20 protein-coding genes are annotated in these 24,541 nt (G+C 65.4%); 11 read left to right on the top strand and 9 right to left on the bottom strand.

Going from position 1 to position 24,541, the window contains the following annotated elements; genetic code table 11:
- Window positions 1-63 precede the first annotated feature (63 nt).
- Together pheT and QCM77_RS08015 are read left to right on the top strand one after the other, a co-directional pair.
- A complete protein-coding gene (gene pheT, locus QCM77_RS08020; protein WP_279682768.1) occupies window positions 64-2,472 on the top strand; it encodes a phenylalanine--tRNA ligase subunit beta in 2,409 nt (802 codons plus the stop codon).
- The gene (locus tag QCM77_RS08015) at window positions 2,469-3,239 is read left to right on the top strand and encodes a sulfite exporter TauE/SafE family protein (RefSeq protein ID WP_279682766.1); all 771 of its coding nucleotides are present in this window, start codon (window positions 2,469-2,471) and stop codon (window positions 3,237-3,239) included. Before pheT ends, QCM77_RS08015 begins: the two co-directional genes overlap by 4 nt.
- 145 nt (window positions 3,240-3,384) lie before the next feature.
- Here the strand turns inward: QCM77_RS08015 and QCM77_RS08010 are convergent, their stop codons facing one another.
- Window positions 3,385-4,779, bottom strand: a complete 1,395-nt coding sequence (locus tag QCM77_RS08010) for a flavin monoamine oxidase family protein (protein WP_279682764.1) — start codon at window positions 4,777-4,779, stop codon at window positions 3,385-3,387.
- Window positions 4,780-4,971: 192 nt separating this feature from the next.
- On the opposite strand from QCM77_RS08010, the gene QCM77_RS08005 reads away from it, so the two are divergent.
- Complete coding sequence (locus QCM77_RS08005; protein ID WP_279682762.1) at window positions 4,972-5,967, top strand: YiiX/YebB-like N1pC/P60 family cysteine hydrolase; 996 nt, start codon at window positions 4,972-4,974, stop codon at window positions 5,965-5,967.
- Window positions 5,968-5,989: 22 nt separating this feature from the next.
- Here the strand turns inward: QCM77_RS08005 and QCM77_RS08000 are convergent, their stop codons facing one another.
- Window positions 5,990-6,265: a metal-sensitive transcriptional regulator gene (locus tag QCM77_RS08000; protein WP_007598521.1), complete on the bottom strand. Its 276-nt coding sequence runs from the start codon at window positions 6,263-6,265 to the stop codon at window positions 5,990-5,992.
- A 50-nt stretch (window positions 6,266-6,315) separates the two neighbouring features.
- Here QCM77_RS08000 and QCM77_RS07995 point away from each other — a divergent pair, with 50 nt between their 5' ends.
- Window positions 6,316-8,757: a heavy metal translocating P-type ATPase gene (locus tag QCM77_RS07995; RefSeq protein WP_279682760.1), complete on the top strand. Its 2,442-nt coding sequence runs from the start codon at window positions 6,316-6,318 to the stop codon at window positions 8,755-8,757.
- Window positions 8,758-8,939: 182 nt separating this feature from the next.
- The gene (nikR, locus tag QCM77_RS07990) at window positions 8,940-9,386 is read left to right on the top strand and encodes a nickel-responsive transcriptional regulator NikR (RefSeq protein WP_279682758.1); all 447 of its coding nucleotides are present in this window, start codon (window positions 8,940-8,942) and stop codon (window positions 9,384-9,386) included.
- Between the two features lie 203 nt (window positions 9,387-9,589).
- On the opposite strand, the gene QCM77_RS07985 is transcribed toward nikR, so the two are convergent.
- Both QCM77_RS07985 and QCM77_RS07980 read right to left on the bottom strand, forming a co-directional pair.
- The gene (locus tag QCM77_RS07985) at window positions 9,590-10,534 is read right to left on the bottom strand and encodes a hydroxymethylglutaryl-CoA lyase (protein WP_279660129.1); all 945 of its coding nucleotides are present in this window, start codon (window positions 10,532-10,534) and stop codon (window positions 9,590-9,592) included.
- Window positions 10,531-11,706: a CoA transferase gene (locus QCM77_RS07980; RefSeq protein WP_279660130.1), complete on the bottom strand. Its 1,176-nt coding sequence runs from the start codon at window positions 11,704-11,706 to the stop codon at window positions 10,531-10,533. Before QCM77_RS07980 ends, QCM77_RS07985 begins: the two co-directional genes overlap by 4 nt.
- A 109-nt stretch (window positions 11,707-11,815) precedes the next feature.
- Between QCM77_RS07980 and QCM77_RS07975 the strand changes: the two genes are divergently transcribed.
- Both QCM77_RS07975 and QCM77_RS07970 read left to right on the top strand, forming a co-directional pair.
- The gene (locus tag QCM77_RS07975; protein ID WP_279682756.1) at window positions 11,816-12,760 is read left to right on the top strand and encodes a LysR family transcriptional regulator; all 945 of its coding nucleotides are present in this window, start codon (window positions 11,816-11,818) and stop codon (window positions 12,758-12,760) included.
- A 318-nt stretch (window positions 12,761-13,078) separates the two neighbouring features.
- Entirely contained in the window at window positions 13,079-14,497 is a 1,419-nt protein-coding gene (locus tag QCM77_RS07970; protein WP_279682754.1) for an MFS transporter, read from the top strand.
- A gap of 44 nt (window positions 14,498-14,541) precedes the next feature.
- Here QCM77_RS07970 and QCM77_RS07965 read toward each other — a convergent pair whose 3' ends face one another.
- Window positions 14,542-16,185 carry a S53 family peptidase gene (locus QCM77_RS07965; RefSeq protein ID WP_279682751.1) on the bottom strand — a complete coding sequence of 548 codons (1,644 nt, stop codon included), beginning with the start codon at window positions 16,183-16,185 and terminating at the stop codon, window positions 14,542-14,544.
- Between the two features lie 268 nt (window positions 16,186-16,453).
- Between QCM77_RS07965 and QCM77_RS07960 the strand changes: the two genes are divergently transcribed.
- Both QCM77_RS07960 and QCM77_RS07955 read left to right on the top strand, forming a co-directional pair.
- A complete protein-coding gene (locus QCM77_RS07960; protein ID WP_279682749.1) occupies window positions 16,454-17,626 on the top strand; it encodes a phosphorylase family protein in 1,173 nt (390 codons plus the stop codon).
- A 240-nt stretch (window positions 17,627-17,866) separates the two neighbouring features.
- Window positions 17,867-18,607, top strand: coding sequence for a sulfate transporter family protein (locus tag QCM77_RS07955; RefSeq protein ID WP_279682747.1), 741 nt, complete (start codon window positions 17,867-17,869; stop codon window positions 18,605-18,607).
- Between the two features lie 6 nt (window positions 18,608-18,613).
- On the opposite strand, the gene QCM77_RS07950 is transcribed toward QCM77_RS07955, so the two are convergent.
- The 3 genes from QCM77_RS07950 to nth all read right to left on the bottom strand — a co-directional run bounded on the left by QCM77_RS07950 (window position 18,614) and on the right by nth (window position 22,206).
- Window positions 18,614-20,242 (bottom strand): MFS transporter, encoded by a 1,629-nt coding sequence (locus QCM77_RS07950; protein WP_279682745.1) that lies wholly within the window; start codon window positions 20,240-20,242, stop codon window positions 18,614-18,616.
- Window positions 20,229-21,368 (bottom strand): HlyD family secretion protein, encoded by a 1,140-nt coding sequence (locus tag QCM77_RS07945; RefSeq protein ID WP_279682743.1) that lies wholly within the window; start codon window positions 21,366-21,368, stop codon window positions 20,229-20,231. The genes QCM77_RS07950 and QCM77_RS07945 overlap by 14 nt, the downstream gene beginning before the upstream one ends.
- An 85-nt stretch (window positions 21,369-21,453) precedes the next feature.
- Window positions 21,454-22,206, bottom strand: a complete 753-nt coding sequence (nth, locus tag QCM77_RS07940) for an endonuclease III (RefSeq protein WP_279660138.1) — start codon at window positions 22,204-22,206, stop codon at window positions 21,454-21,456.
- A gap of 22 nt (window positions 22,207-22,228) precedes the next feature.
- Here nth and QCM77_RS07935 point away from each other — a divergent pair, with 22 nt between their 5' ends.
- Window positions 22,229-22,762, top strand: a complete 534-nt coding sequence (locus QCM77_RS07935; protein ID WP_279660139.1) for a DUF2244 domain-containing protein — start codon at window positions 22,229-22,231, stop codon at window positions 22,760-22,762.
- 56 nt (window positions 22,763-22,818) lie between these two features.
- A complete protein-coding gene (locus QCM77_RS07930) occupies window positions 22,819-23,715 on the top strand; it encodes a methylated-DNA--[protein]-cysteine S-methyltransferase (RefSeq protein WP_279660140.1) in 897 nt (298 codons plus the stop codon).
- A 192-nt stretch (window positions 23,716-23,907) separates the two neighbouring features.
- Here QCM77_RS07930 and QCM77_RS07925 read toward each other — a convergent pair whose 3' ends face one another.
- Complete coding sequence (locus tag QCM77_RS07925; protein ID WP_279660141.1) at window positions 23,908-24,531, bottom strand: 2,3-bisphosphoglycerate-dependent phosphoglycerate mutase; 624 nt, start codon at window positions 24,529-24,531, stop codon at window positions 23,908-23,910.
- Between the last annotated feature and the right edge of the window lie 10 nt (window positions 24,532-24,541).

Below are 24,541 nucleotides of genomic sequence, written 5' to 3'. Positions count from 1 at the left end.
CACCCCAGCCCTCCCCCGCAAGCGGGAGAGGGAGCAGACCGTCTCCGTGGAGAAAAAGCGGCCATGAAATTCACCCTCTCCTGGCTGAAGGAACATCTCGACACCGACGAGCCGCTGGAAAAGCTTGCCGAGAAGCTCACCATGATCGGGCTCGAGGTCGAGAACATCGAGGACAAGGCGAAGGCGCTGAAGCCCTTCACCATCGCCAAGGTGATATCCGCCGAGCAGCATCCGAATGCGGACCGCTTGCGCGTCTGCATGGTCGACACCGGCGACGGCGGCGCGCCCGTGCAGGTGGTGTGCGGCGCGCCGAATGCGCGAACGGGTCTCGTCAGCGTGTTCTCGCCGCCCGGCACCTACATTCCCGGCAAGGACATCACGCTGGGTGTCGGCACCATCCGTGGGGTCGAGAGCCGCGGCATGCTGTGCTCGGCGGCTGAATTGCAGATTTCCAACGACCATGACGGCATCATGGAATTGCCCGCGGATGCGCCGATCGGCGCGGCTTACGCCGCATGGGCCGGCCTCGGCGATCCCGTGGTCGAGATCAATCTGACGCCGAACCGGCAGGACTGCACCGGCGTGCACGGCATCGCGCGCGATCTCGCCGCCGCCGACATGGGCAAGTTCAAAGACCCCACCATCAAGCCGATCAAGGGCGAATTCCCGTGCCCGGTAAAGGTCACGGTCGAAGACACGGCGCTTTGCCCGGGCTTCGCACTGCGCCTCGTGCGCGGCGTGAAGAACGGCCCGTCGCCGGAATGGCTGCAGAAGCGGCTGACTGCGATCGGCCTGCGCCCGATCAACGCGCTGGTCGACATCACCAACTTCATGACTTACGACCGCGCACGGCCGCTGCACGTGTTCGACGCGAAGAAAGTGAAGGGCGATCTCGTGGTGCGCCGCGCCCGTGACGGTGAGACGCTGCTCGCGCTTGACGGCCGCAGCTACAATCTCGATCCCGGCGTCTGCGTGATCGCGGACGAGCACGGCGTCGAATCGCTTGCCGGCATCATGGGCGGCGAGGCCTCGGGCTGCGACGAGAACACCACCGACGTGCTGATCGAATCGGCGCTGTGGAACGAGATCAACATCGCCCAGACCGGCCGCAAGCTCGGCATCAATTCGGATGCGCGCTACCGCTTCGAGCGCGGGGTCGATCCGGCCTTCATGGTGCCTGGGCTGGAGCTCGCCACCAAGCTGGTGATGGAGATGTGCGGCGGCGCGCCGTCCGAGAACGTCGTGGTCGGCAAGACCTTCGGCGACGACCGCGTGATCGATTTTCCGGTCACCGAGGTCAAGCGCCTCTCGGGCATCGAGGTGCCGATGCCGGAGATGAAGCGCATCCTGACCCATCTCGGCTTCATGATGGCGGGCCCGGGACCGGTCGTGAAGGTCGCGGTGCCGTCGTGGCGCTCCGACGTCCACGGCAAGGCCGACCTCGTCGAGGAAGTCGTCCGCATCTTCGGCGTCGACAAGGTGCCGATGACGCCGTTCGAGCGCGGCGAGGACGCACGCAAATCCGTGCTGACCCCGCTCCAGCTCCGCACCCGCCGCGCCAGGCGCGCGCTGGCGAGCCGCGGCATCATCGAAGCGGTGACCTGGTCCTTCATCACCAAGTCTGCGGCAATGCTGTTCGGCGGCGGCCAGCGCGAACTCGAGGTCGCCAACCCGATCGCGGCAGACCTCTCCGACATGCGGCCGACCCTGTTGGCGGGCCTGATCGCGGCGGCGCAGGCCAATGCCGATCGCGGCTTTGGCGATGTCGCGCTGTTCGAGGTCGGGCAGGTGTTCAAAGGCGACCGTCCGCAGGATCAGTTCATGGCGGCGAGCGGCGTCCGCCGCGGCTTTGCGTCGTCGCAAGGTCTCGGCCGGCACTGGTCGGGTTCGGCGCAGGCTGAATTGTTCGACGCCAAGGCCGATGCGCTTGCCTTGCTCGCCGCGGCCGGTGCGCCGATGCAGGCTCTTCAGATCGTCGCGGGCGGCCCATCCTGGCTGCATCCCGGGCGCTCCGGCACGATCCAGATCGGGCCGCAGAACGTGCTCGGCCATTTCGGCGAGATGCATCCGCGCGCGCTCGAGGCGCTCGGCGCCGGCGGCCCGCTGATGGTGTTCGAGGTGATCCTCGACCGCATCCCCGAGGCGAAGAAAAAGCCGACCCGGGCCAAGCCCGTGATCGAGTTGTCGGCATTCCAGCCGGTCTCGCGCGATTTCGCCTTCATCGTCGACCGCACCGTGAAGGGCGGCGACATCGTGCGCGCGGCTCAGAGTGTCGACAAGAAGCTGATCACCGCCGTGAACGTGTTCGACGTCTACGAAGGCAAGGGCATCGACGACGACAAGAAGTCGATCGCGATCGCGGTGACGATCCAGCCGCGCGAGAAGACCCTGACCGACCAGGAGATCGAGGCCGTCGCCGCGAAAATCGTGGCGGAGGTGGCGAAGAAGACCGGCGGTACTTTGAGAGCATGAGTCTCACAGACTTCCTTCCGAAGGACGTCGGCCTCACTATTGCGATGGCGCTCTGCGCCGTCGCTTTCGTTTCGGGCACCGCGCGCGGCTTCTCCGGCTTCGGCTCGGCGCTGATCTTCATGCCGCTGGCGAGCAGCATCGCGGCGCCGCGTCTCGTTGCGGCACTGCTCCTCGTGATCGATTTCGTCGCGGCCGCGCCGCTGCTGCCCGACGCCTGGCGCAAGGCCGACCGCAAGGCCACCGCCGTGATCGTGCTGGGCGCGCTGGTCGGCGTACCCGTCGGCACCTATTTCCTCAGCGTGCTCGAGCCCGTCACCACGCGATGGATCATCTCCTGCTTCGTCGCCGCGCTCTTGCTTCTATTGTTGTCGGGCTGGCGCTATCGCGGCAAGGACCACGCCTGGCTCTCGGTCGGTATCGGCAGCCTCTCCGGCTTCTGCAGCGGCCTCGCACAGACCGGCGGCCCGCCGATCGTCGGCTACTGGCTCGGCCGCCCCATCGCGCCGATCGTCGCGCGCGCCAACATCCTGCTGTTCTTCGGCGCGTCGGATTTTTTCTCGATGGTCAGCTACGCGACCACCGGCCTGATCTCACGCGAATCGCTGGTGCTCTCGCTGATCGTCGGTCCGGTCTACGCGGTCGGCGTCGCGTTTGGTGCATCGCTGTTCGGCCGCGCCAGCGAGCGCGTGTTTCGCGGTATCTGCTATGGGCTGATTGCAATGGCGGTGATTGCGGGGCTGCCGGTGCTGGATGGGGTGTTGCGATAAGCCATCCATTGTCGTCCTGGCGAAAGCCAGGACCCATTACCCCGGTCAGCGTTTATAACCCCAAGTCTTCGCCAAACGACTGCCAGGGGTAATGGGTCCTGGATCTACGCTCCGCTTCGCTGCGCTTGTCCAGGACGACGACAGCTTAATTCCGCTGCGGCCTTGCCCTGCGCTTCTTGGTCGACTGGGTCGGCACGTCGGCCGGCTCGTCCTTCAGTGCGCCGATCTTGCGTAGCGCCGCGTCCGCAGCGCGCTCGCCGCTTTCCCAGGCGCCGTCGACGGTGCCCCACAGCGTCTCGTGGGTGGCTTCTCCGGCGAGGAACATATTGCCGATCGGCTCGGTCAGGATTTTTCGCGAGAGCTGACCGCCCGGGGAGGCCGCCGACATCGCGCCCATCACGAAGGGCGAGGCATTCCAGCGCGTTGCGCTGGCTTTCTGCACGGCGGCGGTCACTTCGCTGCCGAACAGTTTTGTGATCCATTCTCTGGCGAAGGCCGTCATCGCCTTCTCGCCCTGCTCGGAGAGATCGCGGCCGAACGAGCCGCCGACATCGATCGAGCACAGCGAGGAGCCGCCGATATTGGCGAACATCAGCGCCGTGCGCGTCGAATTGCTCTGTTCGATCAGGATGTCGTCGCGCGACAGGCCGAGCGGATTGCCAGGCAATTGCAGCACGATATGATCGTAGCTTCCGAGGGTGAGCTTTGACGCGGCATCGAGCGTGCGCTTCGGAATGTCAGGCCCAAACTTGATCGCACCCGATGTCAGCACATTGGTCGAGACCGTGATGATGGCGGCGCGCGCCGCGATCTTGCCGGCCTGCGTCTCCACGCCGACGTCGCGATTGCTCCAGGTAATCCGGCTCGCTGGTGTCGACAGCGCCACCGGCGCCTGCTCGCCGAGTTTGGTGATCAGGGTCCCTAGGCCCTGGCGGCAGGCGATCGCGGCGTTGCGGTCCTGCGCGCGCGCCTTGTCGATCGCAGAAAACGCCTTCAGGTCCTTGCCGGCGAAGCTGGCGCCGAGCGTGAACTCGACCGCGCCGACCCAGTCGCCGAGATCCTTCGGCAGCACCGATGCGCAAGCGGTATCCAGCTTGCCGCGCGCGGCTTCGTCGATGGCGCGGTTGGCGCGCACCAGCGCCGCCAGGAACTCCTCGGTCTCGCCGGCCCGTGCGTTGCGGCGGCCGATGCGCATCTTCTGTCCTGATGGCGCCGGCAGCACGTCGAGGCCGGCACTGCGCGCCAACCGGATCATCGGATTGGTGTCGGGATTGTGCATCCAGCGCGCGCCGCGATCGAACGGCGTGTCGAAGCTCGTCGTGTCAGTGATGCAGCGCCCACCGATCTGCGACGCCGCTTCCACCACCACGACCTTGCGATTGGCCGCCATGATGCGCCGCGCCGCGGCAATTCCGGCCGCACCCGCGCCGATCACGACAATGTCAGCCTCGCGCGGCAGGGTCGCGGCGGTTGCGCGCAGGACCGGCATCGCGGCAAGGCCCGCCGACGCCGATAGGAAGCTGCGGCGCGTGATTGTCATGTCATGGTTTCCGGAGACTTGCGGCAAACGGGAACAGCTAGCGAACCTTGCCGTATCTGGTGTTGCGCGGCAACCATCATGGTGAATCAATCATGCTTGATGTCACGGAGTGATGAACCGAATTGCAACACGTTCCGACCATGATAGAGAAGAGAAAAAGACGGCCGGAAAAGGCCGTGGGGGAGTTTTGAAATGGGGACGGTCCTGGACTCAGTCGGCAAGCTGATTGCCGCGTACCTCTCAAAGGAGGTGCCGGGCTATGAGCCGTTCACGCCGAGCGACCCCGAGCATCTGCGCGGCATCATCGAGCCCGGCGACGTGTTGCTGGTCGAGGGCAACAACCGCATCTCTGGCATCATCAAATATCTGACGCAGTCCACCTGGTCCCACGCCGCGCTCTATGTCGGTCCGATCGAAGGTGCCGAAGAGCCTAATGGCGAGCCGCACGTGCTGATCGAGGCCAATATCGGCGAAGGCGTCACCTCCGCGCCGCTGTCGAAATATTTCCCCTATCACACCCGGGTCTGCCGCCCGGTCGGGCTGTCCCATGAGGACCGCACCACGGTCTGCCGCTATGCGATCAACCGCATCGGCTTCGGCTACGACACCAAGAACATCGTCGACCTGATGCGCTTTCTGTTTCCGCTGCCGATCCCGCAGCGCTGGCGGCGCCGCATGATCTCGATCGGCTCGGGCGATCCCACCAAGATCATCTGCTCGGCGCTGATCGCGCAGGCCTTCGACGCCGTGCGCTACCCGATCCTGCCCAAGATCACCAAGGCCGGCAGCCGCGCCGCACGCCGCGAGATCCTGCACATCCGCGATTCCTCGCTCTACATGCCCCGCGACTTCGACATCTCGCCCTATTTCGAAGTCGTCAAACCCACCATCGTGCACGGCTTCGACTACACCGCCTTGCACTGGGCCGACAAGCAGAAGCCGCTCGAGGAGGTAGCCGGCACATTCAGTGTGTTTCCAGAAACGCTCAGTGCGCCGCCGCTCGTTCCTGAAGCGATTGACGAAGCGGCGCCGGGTGAAATTCCGGCTAAGGAAGTGACGGGCGATACGCCCGCGCAGCCGGCAGAGATGGCCGAGCGCGTCACCGTCTCGGAGCACTTTCGGCTGCTGAAGAAGCTGGCGATGTACCGCCCAAGGCGGCGCGGTCGGACGCGCGAGAAGGCGGCGTAGGCCGGAGCGACAAGAGTAAAACCTACCGCTCCGCCCGCCCGATCACCGCCATCAATTCCGCGATCTTCTCGCGCTGGTCGGCCTTGTCGCCGCTCGCGATCGCATGCTCGACGCAATGGGCGACGTGGTCCTTCAAAACCTCTTCCTCGACCCGGCGCAGCGCGGCGCGCACCGCCGAGATCTGCGTGACGATGTCGATGCAGTAGCGGTCTTCCTCGACCATTTTCGAGAGGCCGCGAACCTGCCCCTCGATCCGGCCGAGACGCTTTCCGACAGATGCCTTGATGTCCTTGCGCATGCCGACTATATACCCCCCTAGGGTATATGTTGCAAGGCCGGAGCATGGCAATGAACGACGCCGAACACGGGCACCATCACAAGCCGGAAACAGATTCCGGATGCGGCTGTTCCAGCAAGGCTGCGCCGGTCGCCGAGCCCGCGGCTTCCTCATGCTGCGGCGATCACGCCCACGACCTCGGCGCCGCCGCGACAAAAGTCCGCGATCCTGTCTGCGGCATGACGGTCGATCCCGCGACCTCAAAACACCGGTTCGACCATCACGGCGAGACCTTCCATTTCTGCTCGGCCGGCTGCCGCACCAAATTCGCCGCCGATCCCGCAAAATATCTCGCCGAGAAGAACGAAGAGCAGAAAACACCGGCGCCCGAGATGCCCGCGGACACGATCTACACCTGCCCGATGCATCCGGACGTACGCCAGGTCGGGCCCGGAAGCTGTCCGATCTGCGGCATGGCGCTGGAGCCGGAGGTTGCAAGCCTCGACACCGGTCCCAACCCCGAACTCGCCGACATGACGCGGCGATTCTGGATCGGCGGTGCGCTGGCGCTGCCGGCCGTGGCGCTGGAGATGGGCGGCCATCTCGCGGGCCCGCACAACTGGATCGATCCGGCGCTGTCGAACTGGATCCAGCTCGTCTTCGCCACGCCCGTGGTGCTGTGGGCTGGCTGGCCGTTCTTCGTCCGCGGCTGGCAGTCGCTGCTGACGCGCAACCTCAACATGTTCACGCTGATCGCGATGGGCACGGGCGTTGCCTATGTCTACAGCCTGATCGGCACCATCGCGCCGCAGATTTTCCCCGCCACCTTCCGCGGCCATGGCGGCGCGGTCGCCGTCTATTTCGAAGCTGCCGCCGTCATCACCGTGCTGGTGCTGCTCGGGCAGGTGCTGGAGCTGCGCGCTCGCGATGCGACATCGGGTGCGATCAAGGCACTTTTGCAGCTCGCGCCGAAGACCGCGCGCCGCGTCGAGCCTGATGGCAGCGAGCACGAGGTCGAGATCGACGCACTTCATGCCGGTGACCGCTTGCGCGTGCGTCCGGGCGAAAAAGTGCCGGTCGACGGCGTCATTCTGGAAGGCCGTTCCTCGCTCGACGAATCCCTCGTGACCGGCGAATCCATGCCGGTGACCAAGGAGGCCGGCGCAAAGGTCATCGCCGGCACGCTCAACCAGTCGGGCAGCTTCATCATGCGCGCCGACAAGGTCGGGCGCGAGACGCTGCTGTCGCAGATCGTGCAGATGGTCGCGGATGCGCAGCGCTCGCGCGCGCCGATCCAGCGCCTCGCCGACCAGGTCGCGGGCTGGTTCGTGCCGACCGTGATCGCCGTCGCGCTCGCCGCCTTCGCGGCCTGGGCCTGGTTCGGGCCGGAGCCGCGGCTGGCCTACGGTCTCGTCGCCGCCGTCAGCGTGCTGATCATCGCCTGCCCCTGTGCGCTCGGGCTCGCGACCCCGATGTCGATCATGGTCGGCGTCGGCCGCGGTGCGCAGGCAGGCGTGCTGATCAAGAACGCCGAGGCGCTGGAGCGGATGGAGAAGATCGACACGCTGGTGGTCGACAAGACCGGCACGCTGACCGTGGGCAAGCCCAAGGTGGTTGCGATCGTCCCTTCGGCCGGTTTTGCGGAGGATGACATCCTCCGCATGGCGGCCAGCGTCGAGCGTGCCAGCGAGCATCCCTTGGCCGACGCGATCATGCGCGCGGCGAAGGAGAAGCAGCTTACGCTGGGCCAGGTCGAGCAATTCGATTCGCCGACCGGCAAGGGCGCGACCGGCAAGGTCGACGGCAAAACCATCGTGCTCGGCAATGCAAAATATCTGACGTCGATCGGCATCGACACCAAAACGCTCGATACGGAGGCCGAACGGCTGCGCGGCGACGGCGCGACCGTGATCAACATGGCCGTCGACGGCCGGCTTGCCGGCCTGTTCGCGATCGCCGATCCGGTCAAGACTTCCACTCCGGAGGCGCTGAAGGCATTGGCGGCCGAAGGCATCAAGGTCATCATGCTGACCGGCGACAACCGCACCACGGCTGAAGCGGTGGCGCGTCGGCTCGGCATCGCCGAGGTCGAGGCCGAGGTGCTGCCGGACCAGAAGAGCGCGGTGGTGACAAAGCTGCAAAAGGCCGGCCGCAGCGTCGCGATGGCCGGTGACGGCGTCAACGACGCGCCGGCGCTGGCCGCGGCCGAAGTCGGCATTGCCATGGGCACCGGCACGGACGTGGCGATGGAGAGCGCCGGCGTCACCCTGCTGAGGGGCGATCTCACCGGCATCGTGCGTGCGCGAAAGCTGTCGCAGGCGACCATGAGCAACATCCGGCAAAACCTGTTCTTTGCCTTCATCTACAACGCCGCAGGCATTCCGATCGCAGCCGGCATCCTCTATCCGGCCTTCGGCGTGCTGCTCTCGCCGATCATCGCGGCGGCGGCGATGGCGCTGTCCTCGGTCAGCGTGGTCGGAAATGCGCTGCGGCTGCGGGCGACGCGGCTGTGAGGGTGCACTCCCTCTCCCCGTTCTTACGGGGAGAGGGTGGGGTGAGGGGCGCCTCCGCAACAACAGCAGGAGTTGTATTCGCGGAGAGTCCCCCCTCACCCGGAATTCAAGCTAGGCTTGAATTCCGACCTCTCCCCGCAAGCGGGGCGAGGTAAGCAAGAGCGGCGCGAAGGAGCATTCTGATGCAGCGAATTACGATCACGATCGAGGACGATCTGCTGGCAGAGATCGACGCGGCCGCGGAAGCGCGCGGCTATCAGAACCGGTCCGAGATCATTCGCGACCTCGCCCGCGCCGGCCTGCAACAGAGCACCGAGGGCACCGCGCAGACCGGGCCCTGCGTCGCCGGCCTCGTCTATGTCTACGACCACGCCGCCCGCGATCTCTCAAAGCGCCTGGTGCAGGAATTCCACGGCCACCACGACCTCGCGCTGGCGACGCTGCATGTCCATCTCGACGACAACAATTGCATGGAGATGACGGCACTGCGCGGCGACGCCGGCGAGGTCAGGCATTTCGCCGACCACATCATCGCCGAGCGCGGCGTCCGCTACGGCCGCGTGGTGATGATCCCGACGGGCGAGGGGAAGCAGATGAAGGCGCGCAAGCACGGGCATCGGCATGAGTAGCTTGGACTAGCAGCGCGGCAAATTTTCCCTCTCCCCTTGTGGGAGAGGGTGGCTCGACGCGATAGCGGCGAGACGGGTGAGGGGTTTCTCTCGGCGCGCAAATCCTCTCGCAATCGAGTGTGCTGATAGAACCCCTCATCCGGCGCTGCGCGCCACCTTCTCCCGCAAGGGGAGAAGGAAACAGATCCCGCTCTGTGCTGTGACTACGCCGCCTTCGCGCTCCCACCCGGCAATCCCGCCCGCGCGACGCCGCCGTAGAGCGCCTCGTTCGGCATTTCCTCGCGCAGGATCCTGCGCACCGCGATCAGCTTCTCCAAATCGATGCCCGTCGCAAAGCCGTTGCTCTCGCACAGGAACACGAGATCTTCGAACACGACGTTGCCGGTCGCGCCGGGCGCGAAGGGGCAGCCGCCGAGGCCGCCGAGCGAGCCGTCGAGGATACGTGCGCCTTCGTCGAGCGCCGCGGCCGCGTTCGCGATGCCCATGCCGCGGGTGTCGTGAAGATGGATGCAGATCGGCTTTGGCCCTGCGAGCTTCACCGCGGCGCGCGTCAGCTCCGCCACCTGCTTCGGCCCGGCATAGCCGACGGTGTCGGCGATGCCGACGAAATCGACGCCGGCCTCCAGGCATTTGTCGACCAGCCGCAGCACCTCTGCGGGGTCAACCGCACCGATGATCGAGCAGCCCAGCGCCATCGAGATCGCGGCGTTCACGAGCGGCTTGTGGGGGCTCGCATCGCGCATTTCGCACAGACGCTTCAGATTGGCGATCGCGGACTCGCGCGAGCGGTGCGCATTGGCCTGGCTGTGCTCTTCCGTTGCCGAGATCACCGAGGCGATCTCGCCGACGCCGGATTCAAGGGCCTCATTCACACCGCGCTCATTGAGCGCAAGCGCGATGCCATGCGCGCCGGGCAATGCCGCGACGGTCGCGACGACGTCGCGGACATCGACGAATTGCGGAAAGGTCTTTGCCGGCAGGAACGAGCCGACCTCGAAATGCCGCACGCCGGCGGCATATTCCTCGCGCACCCAGCGCTGCTTGGCGTCGGTCGACGGAATTTTCTTCACGAGCTGGAGTCCGTCGCGCAAACCGACCTCGCGCAGGCTGATGCGCTCTGCGGGGTAAATCTCCTCAATCCGGCTCATGCGCACCTCCCTGTTGTTTTCGACGTGACATCTTCGTTGTCGATCTCGGCGCGAACGGCCGCGGTGTCGGCGCCGAGCGGCGCGACCTTCAGGCCTTCGCCGATATTGCTGCCGTTCCACTCGATCGGCAGCGCCGGCACCCGGAACGGCTTGCCGTCGGCGGTGATGTTGTTGACGAGCCCGCCCGGCCGCAGCACGTGGGGATCGGCGAAGAGATCCTCAGGCCGGTTGATCGGCGAGAAGCAGATGTTGAGCGCATCGAGCCTCTGCGACAGTTTTGCCATGTCCCACTGTCTGATGATTTCAGCGGCGCGCGGAATGATCCGACCGCGCGCCAGGATACGATCGGTCGTGGTGCGCAAGGCGGGATCATCGAGGAGTTCAGTCAGGCCGAACTCGCGGCAAAAGCTCCGCCAATGGCCTTCGGTGACGACGCCGATGAAGATGCGCTCGCCGCCGGCGGTCTCGAAGATGTCGTAGATCGGCCAGGCATGCTCGCGCTCCGGCATCGAGCGCGGCTTGTTGCCGGTCATCTCGTATTCGACCATGTGCTGGGCGACCAGGAACAGGCAATTCTCGAACAGGCCGATGCGGATGTCGGCGCCGTCGGGTTTTCCTCCGCGCTTCTGATAGAGCGCCGCGAGGATCGCGATCACGCCGAACATGCCGCCCATGATGTCGTTGGCGGACGAGCCGACGCGCTGGGGCTTTTCGCTGGTGCCGGTCATGGCGGCAAGGCCCGCCATCATCTGCACGACCTCGTCGAGCGCGGGGCGATGCTCGTAGGGACCGGAGAGGAAACCCTTGTGGCCGGCGATGATCAGATCCGGGTGCCGGCGGCGCAATTCGTCCGCGCCAAGCCCCTGCTTCTCGAGCTGGCCATCGCGAAAATTCTCCAGGAACACGTCGGCCGTCGCAAGCAGCCGGTGCATGGTGTCGCGATCCTCCGGCTTCTCGAAATCCAGCACCACGCTGCGCTTGCCGCGGTTGAACAACGGGAAGAAGGCGGTGCCCATGCCCCCCAGGCTGCGGGTCTTGTCGCCCGCGGGCGGCTCGACCTTGATCACGTCGGCCCCGAGCTGCGCCAGGATCATGCCGCAGGTCGGGCCCATGACCATGTGGGTCATCTCGACGACGCGCACGCCCGCAAGCGGCAATTCGGCTTCGGCCATGCGTCTCTCCCTGTCGGTTCGGCCCTCGAAGACTAGGCCTTCACAAGCCTTCTGAAAAATATAATCTGTCGAAGATTGCCTTCGTGCTTTTAGAACGCTTGATCGCCCCATGGATTCGCGCCAGCTCCGCTATTTCATCGCCGTCTACGAGCAGCGGAACCTGTCGCGCGCGGCCGACCAGATCAACGTCGCGCAGTCGGCGCTGAGCCATCATATCTCGAACCTGGAGGCCGAATTCGCAACGCCCCTGTTCGAGCGCAAGCCGCGCGGCATGGAACCGACGGCAGCCGGCGAGCGGCTCTACGAACACGCCCGCATCATCCTGCGCGCGATGGCGGAGGCCGAGACCGAGGTGCGCGAGGGCGCCCGCGTCATTGCCGGCGACATCTCCATCGGCATGGCCAATTCCGGCGTCAAGGCGATCGGCGTCGAGCTGATGCGCACGGTGCTTACTAAATATCCCAAGCTCAAGCTGTCGCTCACCGAGAGCCTGTCGGGCGCGACGCTGATGCACCTGATGATCTCCAGCGTCGATTTGGCGCTGGTCTACAATCCGCCGTCGGAGAAAGAGCTGATCACGGAGCCGGTGCTCGAAGAGGAGATGTTCCTCGTCGGCATTCCGAAGCTGGTCGGCAAGGGCAAGGCCCCGATCCGCTTCGAGGAGCTGTTCGAGGAGCTGAGCCGGCTGCCGCTGATCCTGCTGCGCTATGGCCTCGGCCTGTCCTCGCGCGCGCTGCTCGACGATCCGGTCCTGCTCAAGCGGTTGGAAGGCAGCGCCATCCTGCACGCCAATTCGATCACAGGCATGACCGGCGCACTGGTGGGGGGATTGGGCTGCACCATCGCGACAAAGCTTTTCGCGCGGGAGGAGCTGGCGGCCGGCCGCCTGGTCGCACGCGAGGTGATCGATCCGAAGCTGACCCGCACGCTCTACCTCTGCCGTCTGCGCAACCGCCCGATGACCTACGCCATGGAAGAGATGCGCCGGTTGATGCTCGCACTGATCGCCGAGCAGGTGCGTAGCGGCGGCTGGCAGGCGGAGCTGGTGGGGTGAAAGACACGAGATAGACACCGCGGTGACGGAGTGCTCCCTCGCCCCGTTCTTACGGGGAGAGGGTTGGGGTGGGGGCTGCTTCCGCGCAAACGGTGATAGTCAGATTCGCGGAGAGAGCCCCTCACCCCGCCCTCTCCCCGTAAGAACCGGGGGGAGGGAGAAGAAACCACGAGTTCGCGTTTCGCGAACGCTTCCTTCGATATGTTCGTCTGGATTTCCGGCTGGCAGCCGCCAACATGGCCCCGACCCGGATGCGCTTCGGCAAGAAAGCCGCCGGGACCAGCGCCGCCAGAAGCGTGCGCGTCACGGGAGGACATCATGAGCGTCGTCGGCATCGACACGGGCATCTCGCTCGACACCGTCTCCGCAGCACCGGACGACATCTCGCGGCGGCTCGAGGCCATGCCGGCCACCGCCTATGTCTGGCGCCTCGTCATCCTGCTCTCGCTCGGCGGCTGCTTCGAGATCTACGATTTGTTCCTCACCGGCTACATCGCGCCGGGCCTGAACCGCAGCGGCCTCCTGACCACGACGACGCAGGCCTTCTTCGGCTTCTCCTGTATCGGCGCCTTCGTCGCCGCGACTTTTGCCGGCCTGTTCGTCGGCACCTTCTTCCTCGGCTTCCTCGCCGATCGTTTTGGGCGCCGCGCGATCTTCACCTATGCGCTGCTCGGCTACACCGCGGCGTCCGTGATCATGGCCTGCCAGACCTCCTCGGAAGGCCTGTTGTTCTGGCGCTTCCTCGCCGGCATCGGCATCGGCGTCGAGGTCATCACCATCGATGCCTACATCACCGAGCTCGTGCCGAGCCGGATCCGCGGCCGCGCTTTCGCGGTGAACCAGTCGATCATGTTCATCGCGGTGCCCGTCGTCGCCGCGCTTGCCTGGTGGCTGGTGCCGCTTTCGCCTTTCGGCGTCGACGGCTGGCGCTGGGTGGTGCTGATCGGGGCGGCCGCCAGCTCGATCGTCTGGGTGCTGCGGCTGTTCCTGCCCGAAAGCCCGCTCTGGCTGGCGCGTCACGGCCGCAGTGAGGAGGCCTATCGCATCCTGGCAACGCTGGAGCCCGCCGGCGGAAACACCGGCGCGGCGCGCCCTGCGCCGTCGTCCGCGCGGCCGGCAGCACGCGCGGCCGCGGACGTCGGCTTCGCCGATCTGTTCCGCCCGCCTTTCCTCTCGCTCGTCATCCTCTTCATGGTGTTCAACCTCTGCCAGGCCTTCGGCTTCTACGGCTTCGCCAACTGGGTGCCGACGCTGCTGGTCGAGAAGGGCATCAACGTCACCAAGAGCCTGCAATATGCCTTCATCGTCGCCTTCGCCTATCCGATCGCGCCGCTCTTGGCTTCGAGCTTCGCCGACAAGTTCGAACGGCGATGGATCATTGCCGGTGCGTGCGTCGCCATCATCGTCTTCGGCACGGCATTCGCGCAGCTGACCGAGCCTGTGCTGCTGATCATCTGCGGCGTGCTGCTGACGGCCTGCAACACGACCATGTCTTACGCCTATCACGCCTATCAGACCGAGGTGTTTCCGACCCAGATCCGGGCGCGCGCCGCCGGCCTCGTCTATTCGATGAGCCGGCTGAGCGCGACGTTCTCAGGCTTCATCGTCGCCTACATGCTGAAGGAAGCCGGCGTCACCGGCGTGTTCGGCCTGATTACCGCGACGATGCTGGTCGTGGTGATCGCCATGGCGCTGTTCGGCCCGAACGTGCGCGGCAAGCCACTGGACGTGGTGTGACCCTCTCCCCTTGAGAACGGAGAGAGGGGAGAGCTGCGTTCGGATCACGCCGCCAGCAAATTCTGCAACGCCGCACCATCGGGGACGCCGAGGCCGGTACAGGGATCCCAGCCGGAGCCGGCCTTGTACATGCCGTGCAAATCGCCGGTGATGTCGTTGTTGCCGGACGTGATGTCGCGGAACGCGCCTTGCGCGTGCGAGGCGTAGATCAGCGGGTTGATGAAGCCGACGGTCTTGCCGAACTTCTTCATCGTGGCCTCGTTGATGCGGGCGATCAATCCGGCCATCAGCGGCGCCACCGCGCTGGTGCCCCCGATCGTGGTGCCGACGCCATTGAGGAAGATCTGATAGCCGGTGGCGGGATCGGCGTCGCCCGCGACGTCAGGGACGCCGCGGCCGCTCCGATGCGCCGGCGATTTCGGCACGTGCGCGTGGGCCTGGTATTTCGGCTGCGCGAACATGACGCTGACGCCGCCACCGCCCGCACCGCCCTGCGGTCCGCCATTCCAGACCACCTCGTTGATGTGGCCATTCGGCGCCTTGAGATTGGTGCCGCCGCAGGCGAGCGCGAAGGGGCTCGAGGCCGGGAAGTCTGCGTGCGGCTTGCCGTCCCAATCCTGGCCCATGTCGGCCGAGCCATTGTCGCCCGAGGCAACACAGACGGTGACGCCCATCGCCGCGGCATCGCGGATCGCCTCGTTGAGGCCGTCGACGAATTGCCGCGAGCCCTCCTGGTCTTCCGGTCCGCCCCAGCTGATCGAGATCACCGAGGGTTTTCGCGCGGTGTCGTGGACGGCGGCCTTCACCGCGTCGATGAAGCCGTTGGTGGTGTTGGGCGCGAAATAGACCACGATCTTTGCACCCGGCGCGATGGCGCCGGCCACTTCGATGTCGAGCACGACCTCGCCGTCCGCATCGGAATGGCCTGGCTTGTTGGCGCCGCCGTCGACGCTCGCGGGCGCGATCTTCGGCATCGGGATGCCCGCCTTCTTGAAGAAGGTGCGCAGGTCCGAGGTCTTGTAGCCGGCGCCGGTCGGATGGCCCTTCAGGTCGATGTCGTTGAGCTCGATAATGGCGATGCACTGGCCGGCACCGGTCTCGCCGCCTGGGAAATTGTAGAGCTTGGCGATCTGTTCGACCGAGAAGCTGCCGCCCTGCGCCGCGCGCGCGGTCGCACCCTTCCTGGTGACCTTGCGCCGGAAGTGCGGCTGCGCCACCGGCCGGTTGTCGAGGCCATGCACGCCGACGACGATATCCTCCAGCTCGGCCGGGATCTGCACGCTGCCCTTGCGCATGCGGTAGGTCGCGCCCTCGTGGCGGACCTTGTTGAGCTTGACGCCGAAGGCTGCGCCAAGCGCCTTCACCGTGCCGGTCAGCTTCACCGTGCGGGATGCCAGATGCACGCTCTTGACGTTGAGATCGTGATGGTGCGCGAAATCGTCGATTTTGGCGACGTCGGCGGGATCAGCGCCCATCTGCTCGGCGAACTCGGCACGCGAGAGATATTTTCGCTCGCGCGGCAGTTGCGCACCCAGCGCCATCACCTGCTCGTCGTCCGCCCGCTTGGCACGCAGGCGGACGCTGATCTCGATTTCCTGTTTGGGATCGGCCGCGCCGACGAGCTTGGCGCCCTTCGGTAACTTCCGTGCGCTGTTCATCAACGCGACACGTTTGGTCGAGCTTGCCATGACTTCCTCCGTTTGTGATTGGAAGCGGATTGTCGCACCTCAACTATAGGTGTAATCTCAAAGCCAGATTGGTTCAGGCATTGAGCAATATTTTTTCAAAAGACGTCTTGTTTGGCAGGGCAGAACCTCGACAACCTCACATCGGCGCAGAATCGGTCAGCGGTCGCGACCCTTCGACGCCAAGGATTGCGATTTAAGATTGCGGGCGCGAAGTCACCGGGCCGGCAACGGAAGACGTTTGTCAAAATCAATTGGCGGAGACAATGCGATGCTGGCTGACCGTAAATGGGTTGAGCGAAATCTTGGTTTCGATCCGATCACCACGCCGCCGCCGCGCGAGACCTTCACGGTCAAACGCGTCGCGAAGGCTGCGGTGAAGAAGACTGCAAAGGTCACGGCGGAAGACTTTCGGCGCGAGATCATCGATTTCGATTCCGAATCGACCGAGGGCCGCGCGTTCATGGCGTTTTCGACCTCGACCGGACTGTCGCGCTTCACCGACATCACCTGGCCGAAGGGACTGGCGCCGCAGACCGGACCGAAGCCGAAGGGCAACGGCAAGGGACCGCTGCCGCGCGCCGACGTGCTGGTCGTGACCTGGACCGTCGACGAGGGCCACGCGCTCAGCCGCGTGCTGACGCCGGGCAAGGATTCGCGCAACGACTACGTGCCCTACACGCACAATTACGCGGCCATTTCCAAGAAGATGCGCAATGGCTGTCCGGCCAAGGAGCTGAAGCGGCTCGGCACCTACTGGACCACGACGATCGGCAAGAAGAAGGTCGTGGTCTTCAAATCGGATTCGCACATGTCGCAGGACGGCCCGGAGCTGCCCAACATCGACGTCTGGCGCCAGATCATCACCGAAGTGCAGCCGACGCTCGTCATCACCACGGGCACGGCCGGCGGCATCGGCAAGGAATTCGAGGTCGGCGACGTCGTCGTCTCACCGATCGTGCGTTTCGACTGCCTGTCGAAGTTCAAGAAGCAGCCCTTCGCGCAGGAGCACTTTTCCAGCAGGTCCGCCGTGACGAAGAAATTCACGCAGGCCAAGACGCTGTTCAAGGCCAATGCCGCGCAATTGCCGAAGGACAACACCAGGGCGCCGAAGATCTTCGTGGTGAAACCGAGCGGACTGGCGTCCTCGGTGGTCACCACCGATTTCTTCGGCTTCGACACCTCGGACAACCACTTCCATCTCCAGGGGCTCGGCGACGTCTCCGAGATGGGCGACGCCATCCTCGGCCTCGTAGCGCAAGAGATGGGCGACCAGGCGCCGCGCTGGCTCGCGATCCGCAACGTCTCCGACCCGCAGATCAAGGCCGAGGGCACCTTGAAGCAGCAGGAGCAGATCGCTGCCCAGATCTACAAGGGGTTCGGCCGCTGGAGCACGGTCTGCAGCGCCATCACCTGCTGGGCCAGTATCGCGGCAGAGCCTTAGGGCCGCTGTAGCCGGATTGCGTCGTAGAAGCCCCTCATGGTGAGGAGCGCGAAGCGCGTCTCGAACCATGAAGGCCCCGCCGCTAGCTCCGGGCCTCTATCCTTCGAGACGCTTGCTACGCAAGCTCCTCAGGATGAGGGGCGAGAGTTCCTATGACGCAGTCAGAGTGAGTCGGCCTCCCTTGCCGAACGGGCCTCCTGTGTCTACCTCTCGCGGGTGGTTTTCCCGAGAGGTACTCCCATGCTGGATGCCGCCGTCAGGGCGCTGTCGCAAATGATCTCGCCGCCGATGCGCTCGATCCTGTGGCGGTCGATCGGCGTCGCACTGGTGCTGATCACCGTGCTGGCGATCGGCTTGCAGCGGCTCCTGAGCTGGTTTGCGACCTATGGCGAGGCCTGGCTGGAGGGCCTGCTCGGTCCGGGCTGGCACTCATCGCTTGAGGTGTTGTCCTGGATCGTCTCGATCGCCGCCGGCCTCGGCGTCGTGTTCGGCGGCGTGTTCCTGATGCCCGCGATCACCTCGCTGGTGGCGAGCCTGTTCGTCGACGACGTCGCCGACATCGTCGAGCGCGAGCACTATCCGGCCGAGCGGCCGGGCGTCGCGCTGCCGTTCGGCCAGGCGATCTACGAGGGCGTCAAGACCGCGCTGCTGACGATCCTGGTCTATCTGATCGCGCTGCCGCTGGTGCTTTTCGCCGGCGCCGGTTTCCTGGTCTTCTTCCTCGCCGCCGCCTGGCTGCTCGGCCGCGAATATTTCGAGCTCGCCGCGATGCGCTTCCGCTCGCCGGAAGAAGCCAAAGCGATGCGGCGGGACAACGCCGCGACCATCTTCACCGCGGGCCTCGTCATCGCGGCCTTCGTCTCGATTCCGATCGTCAACCTGGCGACGCCGATCTTCGGCATGGCCTTCATGGTCCACATGCACAAGCGGCTGTCAGGCCCGCGACCCGAGCTGATCGAGCCGGCGCGGCAGATGCGCTGACGGTGACTACCTCAGCGACATCCCGCATTTGCGCAGCAGCATCCTGGCGAAGCCGAACGGCGCCGGCGTGAACGGGCCGGGCGGCGCCCGGGTGATCAGCGCGACGACGCCGAGTGCGGCCATCGCGAGCCAGAAGCACAACCAGAAGCCGTCGATATAGGCGAGCACATTGGCCTCGCGCTGGACGAAGCCCGCGAGCGTACCGACCGCGCGTGCCTGTGCCGAGCCCGCACCATGGGCCGCAAAATGGTCGGCGAGCTGCTTCAGCATGCGGACCACATCGATATCACCGACGCCGAGATTCTGGCCGAGATAGAAGGAATGGACCTGCTCGCGGACGCGCAGCCATGTCCCCATCAGCGCCACACCGATTTCGGCGCCGCCGAGCCGCATGATCTGGATATAGGCGGCAAACGACGTGGCGCGGCTCGGATCGGAGTTGGACAGCAGCGTGATGATCAGCGGCAGCAAGGTCAGCGACTGCCCGATCGCCTGGAGCAGCACGATGCCAACGAAATCCTCGCGCGCCCAATCATGACTGAGCTGCGTGCCCCAGAGATTGGCGGCGGCGAAGCAGGCGAATCCCACGACCACCACCGTTCGCGTATCGAAATGCCGCAGCAGCCAGATCGAGAGCGGCACCAGCACGAACATCGGCAACGCACCATAGGTGAGCAGCAAGAGGCCGCTCTGCTCCGGCCTGAGCAGGGCGATGGCGGCGAGGAAATTCGGGACCAGCGAGGCGTTGGACAGGCTGGTCAGCGTGTAGAGCAGGATCAAGACCAGCCCCAGACCGATATTGCGCGAGAACAGCACGTTGATATGCGCCCATGGCTGTCGCACCAGGGCCTCGTTGACGAGGAAGCCCGCGCACAGCACCGCGCCGGCAGCGATCAACGCCATCACCGTCCCCGACCCCAGCCAGTCCAGCCGATTGCCCTGGTCGAGCCCGGCATAGATCATCGACACGCCGGCGCCGAGCAGCAGCATGCCGCCCCAATCCGCCTCGCGCAGCAACGCGCGATTCACCGGCTCGTTCGGCGTGCCGAGATAGACCATCAGGCCCATCAGGGGCGCGATCGCGACGCTCTGCCAGTACAGCCATTGCCAGCCGAGATGGTCGACATAGAAGCCAACCAGCGAGCTCGACGTGTCCAATGCAAAGCCGACGCGGATCGAATAGATCGAGATCGCCGGGAGCCACCAGCGGATCGGCAAATTGCGGAATATGATCATCAGCGTCGCAGGCACGAAGGTGCCGAGCAGCAGCCCATGCACGACGCTGAGCGCGAGCAATGTCGGATAGTCGTGCACGAACGGGATGATCAGTGAGATCGCGGCATAGACGAGGCTGGGAATGCCGAGCACGCGGCGCAGGCCGAATACGGTGGCAAGCCAGGCCACCGCGGGCGCGATGAAGATCTGCGAGCCGATGCCTGCGGTGGAGAGCCAGGCACCCTCGTCGAATGAAAGCGAGAACGCGCCGCGCAGGTCGGGCAGGCCAACCGTGGTCAGGCGGCTGTCGAAATTGGCGAGGAACGAGCCGAGCAGCACCGCCGCCACCGCAAACAGCGGCTGCGACGCGACGCCGCCGCGCGAGAGCGGTCCGCGACTGGAATCGTCATTGTCCGCCATTCGCGGCCTTCGTGTCGATGCTGGTGACGACCGACATGCCCGGCACCAGCCGCGCCAGCAGCGGCTGGTTGTCTTCGAACTGGATGCGCACAGGAATGCGCTGCACGACCTTGGTGAAGTTACCGGTTGCGTTGTCCGGCGGCAGCAGCGCGACCTGCGAGCCGGTCGCGGGCGCAATCCGCTCGACGCGGCCGCGCAGCTTCTCGCGCGGAAAACTGTCGACGGTGATCTCGACCGCCTGGCCCGGCGCGACGTGAGTGAGCTGGGTCTCCTTGTAATTCGCGATCACATAGACCTTCGGCAACGGCACGACGTTGATGAGATTGGTGCCGATGTTGACGTAGTCGCCGGGCTGGACCTGGCGCTCGCCAACGACGCCGTCGAACGGCGCCGATATTCTGGTGTAGCCGAGCTTGAGCTTCGCACTCGCCAGCGTCGCCTTGGTCGCTTCGAGGTCGGCGGCGCGCTGCTTCTTGGTGCCTTGCAGGACCTCGAGCTGATGCTGCTGGGCCGCGATCACGGCGCGGCTCGCGCGCACGTCGGCCTGCGCCTTGGCGTAGCCTGCGACCGCCTGCTCGAACCGCTGCCGCGTGCCGGATTCGGCCTGCGACAGCGATTGCTGACGCTCCTGCTCCTGCCGCGCCTCGACCTCCACGGCTTCGGCCGAGAGCCGTGCGGCCTGCGCCTGCGCGATCGTCGCATATTGCAGCTCGACCTGATTGGCCAGATTGTCGAGCACGGCTTGCGCGGCGGCGACCGCCGCTTCGGACTGCGCGACTTGCGCCTCATAGTCGGCGGGATCGATCTTGATCAGGAGATCGCCGGCCTTGACGCGCTGGAAGTCGGTGACCCCGACGGTCAGGACCTCGCCGGAGACGCGGCTGGCAAGCCGCGTCAGCTCGGCACGCACATAGGCATCGTTGGTGGTCTGGACCACGGCGTTGCCGACCCATTCGTCGAAGCGCTGCGTTGCCAGCGCGACGAAGCCGAGCGCGACGATCACCGCGAACAGCGGAATCGCGAGCCGGCTCCACAGCGAGCTCGCCGGTGGCTGCGAGGGCTTGGGCGGTGGGGCCGGTGCCGCGGCGGCCGGCGATGACGGTGCGATCTGTTCCTGTTGACTCACGACATCACCCCAGCCTGCTTCGCTCTCACCGCCGTCTTTCCGGTACGGTCCGAACGAACCGGATTAGGAATGACCTGGTCGTTGCTCAGACCGTCTTCTCCGGCCACCGGCAGAGATCGTTGATCAGGCATACCTCGCAGCGCGGCTTGCGCGCGAGGCAAGTATAGCGGCCATGCAGGATCAGCCAATGATGGGCATGCAGCATGAATTCGGCCGGGATCACCTTTTCGAGACCAAGCTCGACCTCCAGCGGCGTCTTGCCGGGTGCAAGGCCCGTCCGGTTGCCGACGCGGAAGACATGCGTGTCGACAGCCATGGTGTGCTCGCCGAAGGCCATGTTGAGCACGACATTGGCGGTCTTGCGCCCGGCACCGGGCAACGACTCGATCCCGGCCCGCGTGCGCGGCACCTCGCCGCCGAACTCGCGGAGCACCTTTGCCGACAGCGCAATGACGTTCTTGGCCTTGGTGCGGTAGAGGCCGATGGTCTTGATGTACTCGCGCAGGCGTTCCTCGCCGAGGTCGAGCATCTTCTGCGGTGTGTCGGCGATCTCAAACAAGGCGCGCGTCGCCTTGTTGACCCCGGCATCGGTCGCCTGCGCCGATAGCACCACGGCGACCAGCAGCGTGAACGGATTGACGTGCTCGAGCTCCCCCTTCGGCTCCGGATTGGCGTTGCGGAAACGGCTGAAGACCTCGCGGACCTCGGCCGGCGTCCAGGGTTTGGCGGCTTTGAGCGATTTCTTCGCGGGCGCCCTCGGCTTCGCAACCGCTGCTTTCGCCTTTTTCTTCGGCACGGGCGCTTTGCGCGGGGCCGGCTTGCGGGTGATTTTCGCCATGATCGGGATATACTGAGGGACGATGAGCACAGGCAACGAAATTGAGCGCGAACGATCTGGAAGCGAGGCTGAGCCTCAGATCTTTTCCGCGCGGCTGACGCCGCACCGCTCGCTGAACCGCACCGGCTTTCTCGCCGTGATGTTGTTCCTGAGCGCCGTCAGCTTCGTCGCCGGCCTCGTCTTCCTGATGATGGGTGCGTGGCCGGTGTTCGGCTTCTTCGGACTGGACGTGCTCGTGATCTGGTGGGCCTTCAAGGTCAATTTCCGTGCGGCGCGGGCCAGCGAGGAGATCGTGGTCACGCCGTCTGAATTGCGCGTGCGGCGCATCAGCCAACGCGGCCAGGTCGTCGAGTGGACCTTCAATCCGCTCTGGGTCCGGCTCGACGCGGAAATCGACGAGGATTTTGGCATCGAGCACCTCTATCTGATCTCGCGGGGCCACCAGATCCAGATCGCCCGCTTCCTGGGACCGGACGAAAAATCAAGTTTTTACAAAGGCTTGGTTGAAGCATTGAACGCCGCCAGGCGCGGCCCGACCTACAATCCGGTCACCTAATTTGCGGATCGGAAATCGGGTGGTTTCGAAGCCTCCCCTCTCCTACATTTCCAGTCATGATGACACTCGCGATACATGACCAGCGCCTGGCCGGGCCGGGCTCCCAGAACGCCGCGATGCGCGACTATGATTCCGTGCGCCGGGCGATCGCCTTCATTTCAGAAAACTGGCGCGCACAGCCGACCATCGAGGCGATGGCGGATGCGGCCGGCGTCACGCCGGACGAACTGCACCATCTGTTCCGCCGTTGGGCCTCGATCACGCCGAAGGCATTTATGCAGGCGCTCACCCTCGATCACGCCAAGGGCCTGCTCAGGGACTCCGCAAGCATCCTCGACGCGGCGCTCGACTCGGGCCTTTCGGGCCCGGGCCGGCTGCACGATCTCTTCGTCACGCACGAGGCGATGTCGCCGGGCGAATGGAAGAACGGCGGCGCGGGTCTCGTCTTGCGCTACGGCTTCCATCCCTCGCCGTTCGGCACGGCGATCGTGATCGCAACCGACCGCGGCCTCTCCGGCCTCGCCTTCGCCGATCAGGGCGAGGAGAAGGTCGCGCTCGCCGATATGACCCGGCGCTGGCGGAACGCGACCTATGTCGAGGATCACGAAGGCACCGCACCGCTGGCGCAGCGCATCTTCGACACAAAACTGTGGCGGCCGGATCAGCCGCTGCGCGTGGTGATGATCGGCACCGATTTCGAGGTCCGGGTGTGGGAGACGCTGCTGAAGATCCCGATGGGCCGCGCGGTGTCCTATTCGGACATCGCCTGCAACATCAACAGCCCGAAAGCTTCACGCGCCGTCGGCGCCGCAGTCGGCAAGAACCCGGTGTCCTTCGTCGTGCCCTGCCACCGAGCACTCGGCAAGAGCGGCACGCTCACCGGCTACCACTGGGGTATCACCCGCAAACAGGCGATGCTGGGCTGGGAAGCCGGGCAGATTGGGGTGCAGTGAGATAGTTGCTACGCGTAAACTGCTCCCACATTGTCGTCCTGACACAAGCCAGGACCCATTACCCCAGGGAGATGTTTTGGCGCCGACTGCCAACCATCGGTCATCGCAAAACTAACGGCGGTGGTTATGGGTCCTGGCTTTCGCCAGGACGACAGCGAGTGTTTGGCCGGCTCCGTCGCGCGCGAACGTCTTTTAACCCGCCAGATCCAGCTTCGACGCCACTGTCGAATCCGCGTTGAGGCGGTAGATGATCGGCACGCCGGTGGCGAGCTCGCGCTTCAAAATGCCTTCGGGCGAGAGCTTTTCCAGCACCATGATCAATGCACGAAGCGAGTTGCCGTGGGCTGCAACCAAGGTGCGCTTGCCGTTGAGCACGCCTGGCAAAATCTCCTGAACGTAGTAGGGCAGTGCTCGCGCGAGGGTGTCCTTCAGGCTCTCGCCGCCGGGCGGCGGCACGTCGTAGGAGCGGCGCCAGATCAGCACCTGGTCCTCGCCCCATTTCTTGCGCGCGTCGTCCTTGTTGAGGCCGGAGAGATCGCCATAGTCGCGCTCGTTGAGCGCGAGATCCTTCGCAGTCGGCAGACCCTTCTGGTCGAGTTCGCCGAGAATGAGGTCGAGCGTGTGCTGCGCGCGCGTCAACACCGAGGTGTAAGCGACGTCGAACACGAGGCCGTGCGCCTTCAGCTTGCGGCCGGCTTCGGTTGCCTCCTTCACGCCAAGCTCGGTGAGGTCAGGGTCCTTCCAGCCCGTGAACAGGTTCTTCAGATTCCATTCGCTCTGGCCGTGCCGCACCAGCACGAGAAGACGTTCGCTCATTGACTGCTTT

The sequence above is a fragment of the Bradyrhizobium nivariense genome, from assembly GCF_029846695.2.
In the GTDB taxonomy this organism is placed as follows: Bacteria; Pseudomonadota; Alphaproteobacteria; order Rhizobiales; family Xanthobacteraceae; genus Bradyrhizobium.
Note: the sequence above shows the minus strand (reverse complement) of the source record. Positions and strands in the feature narration are given on the sequence as shown.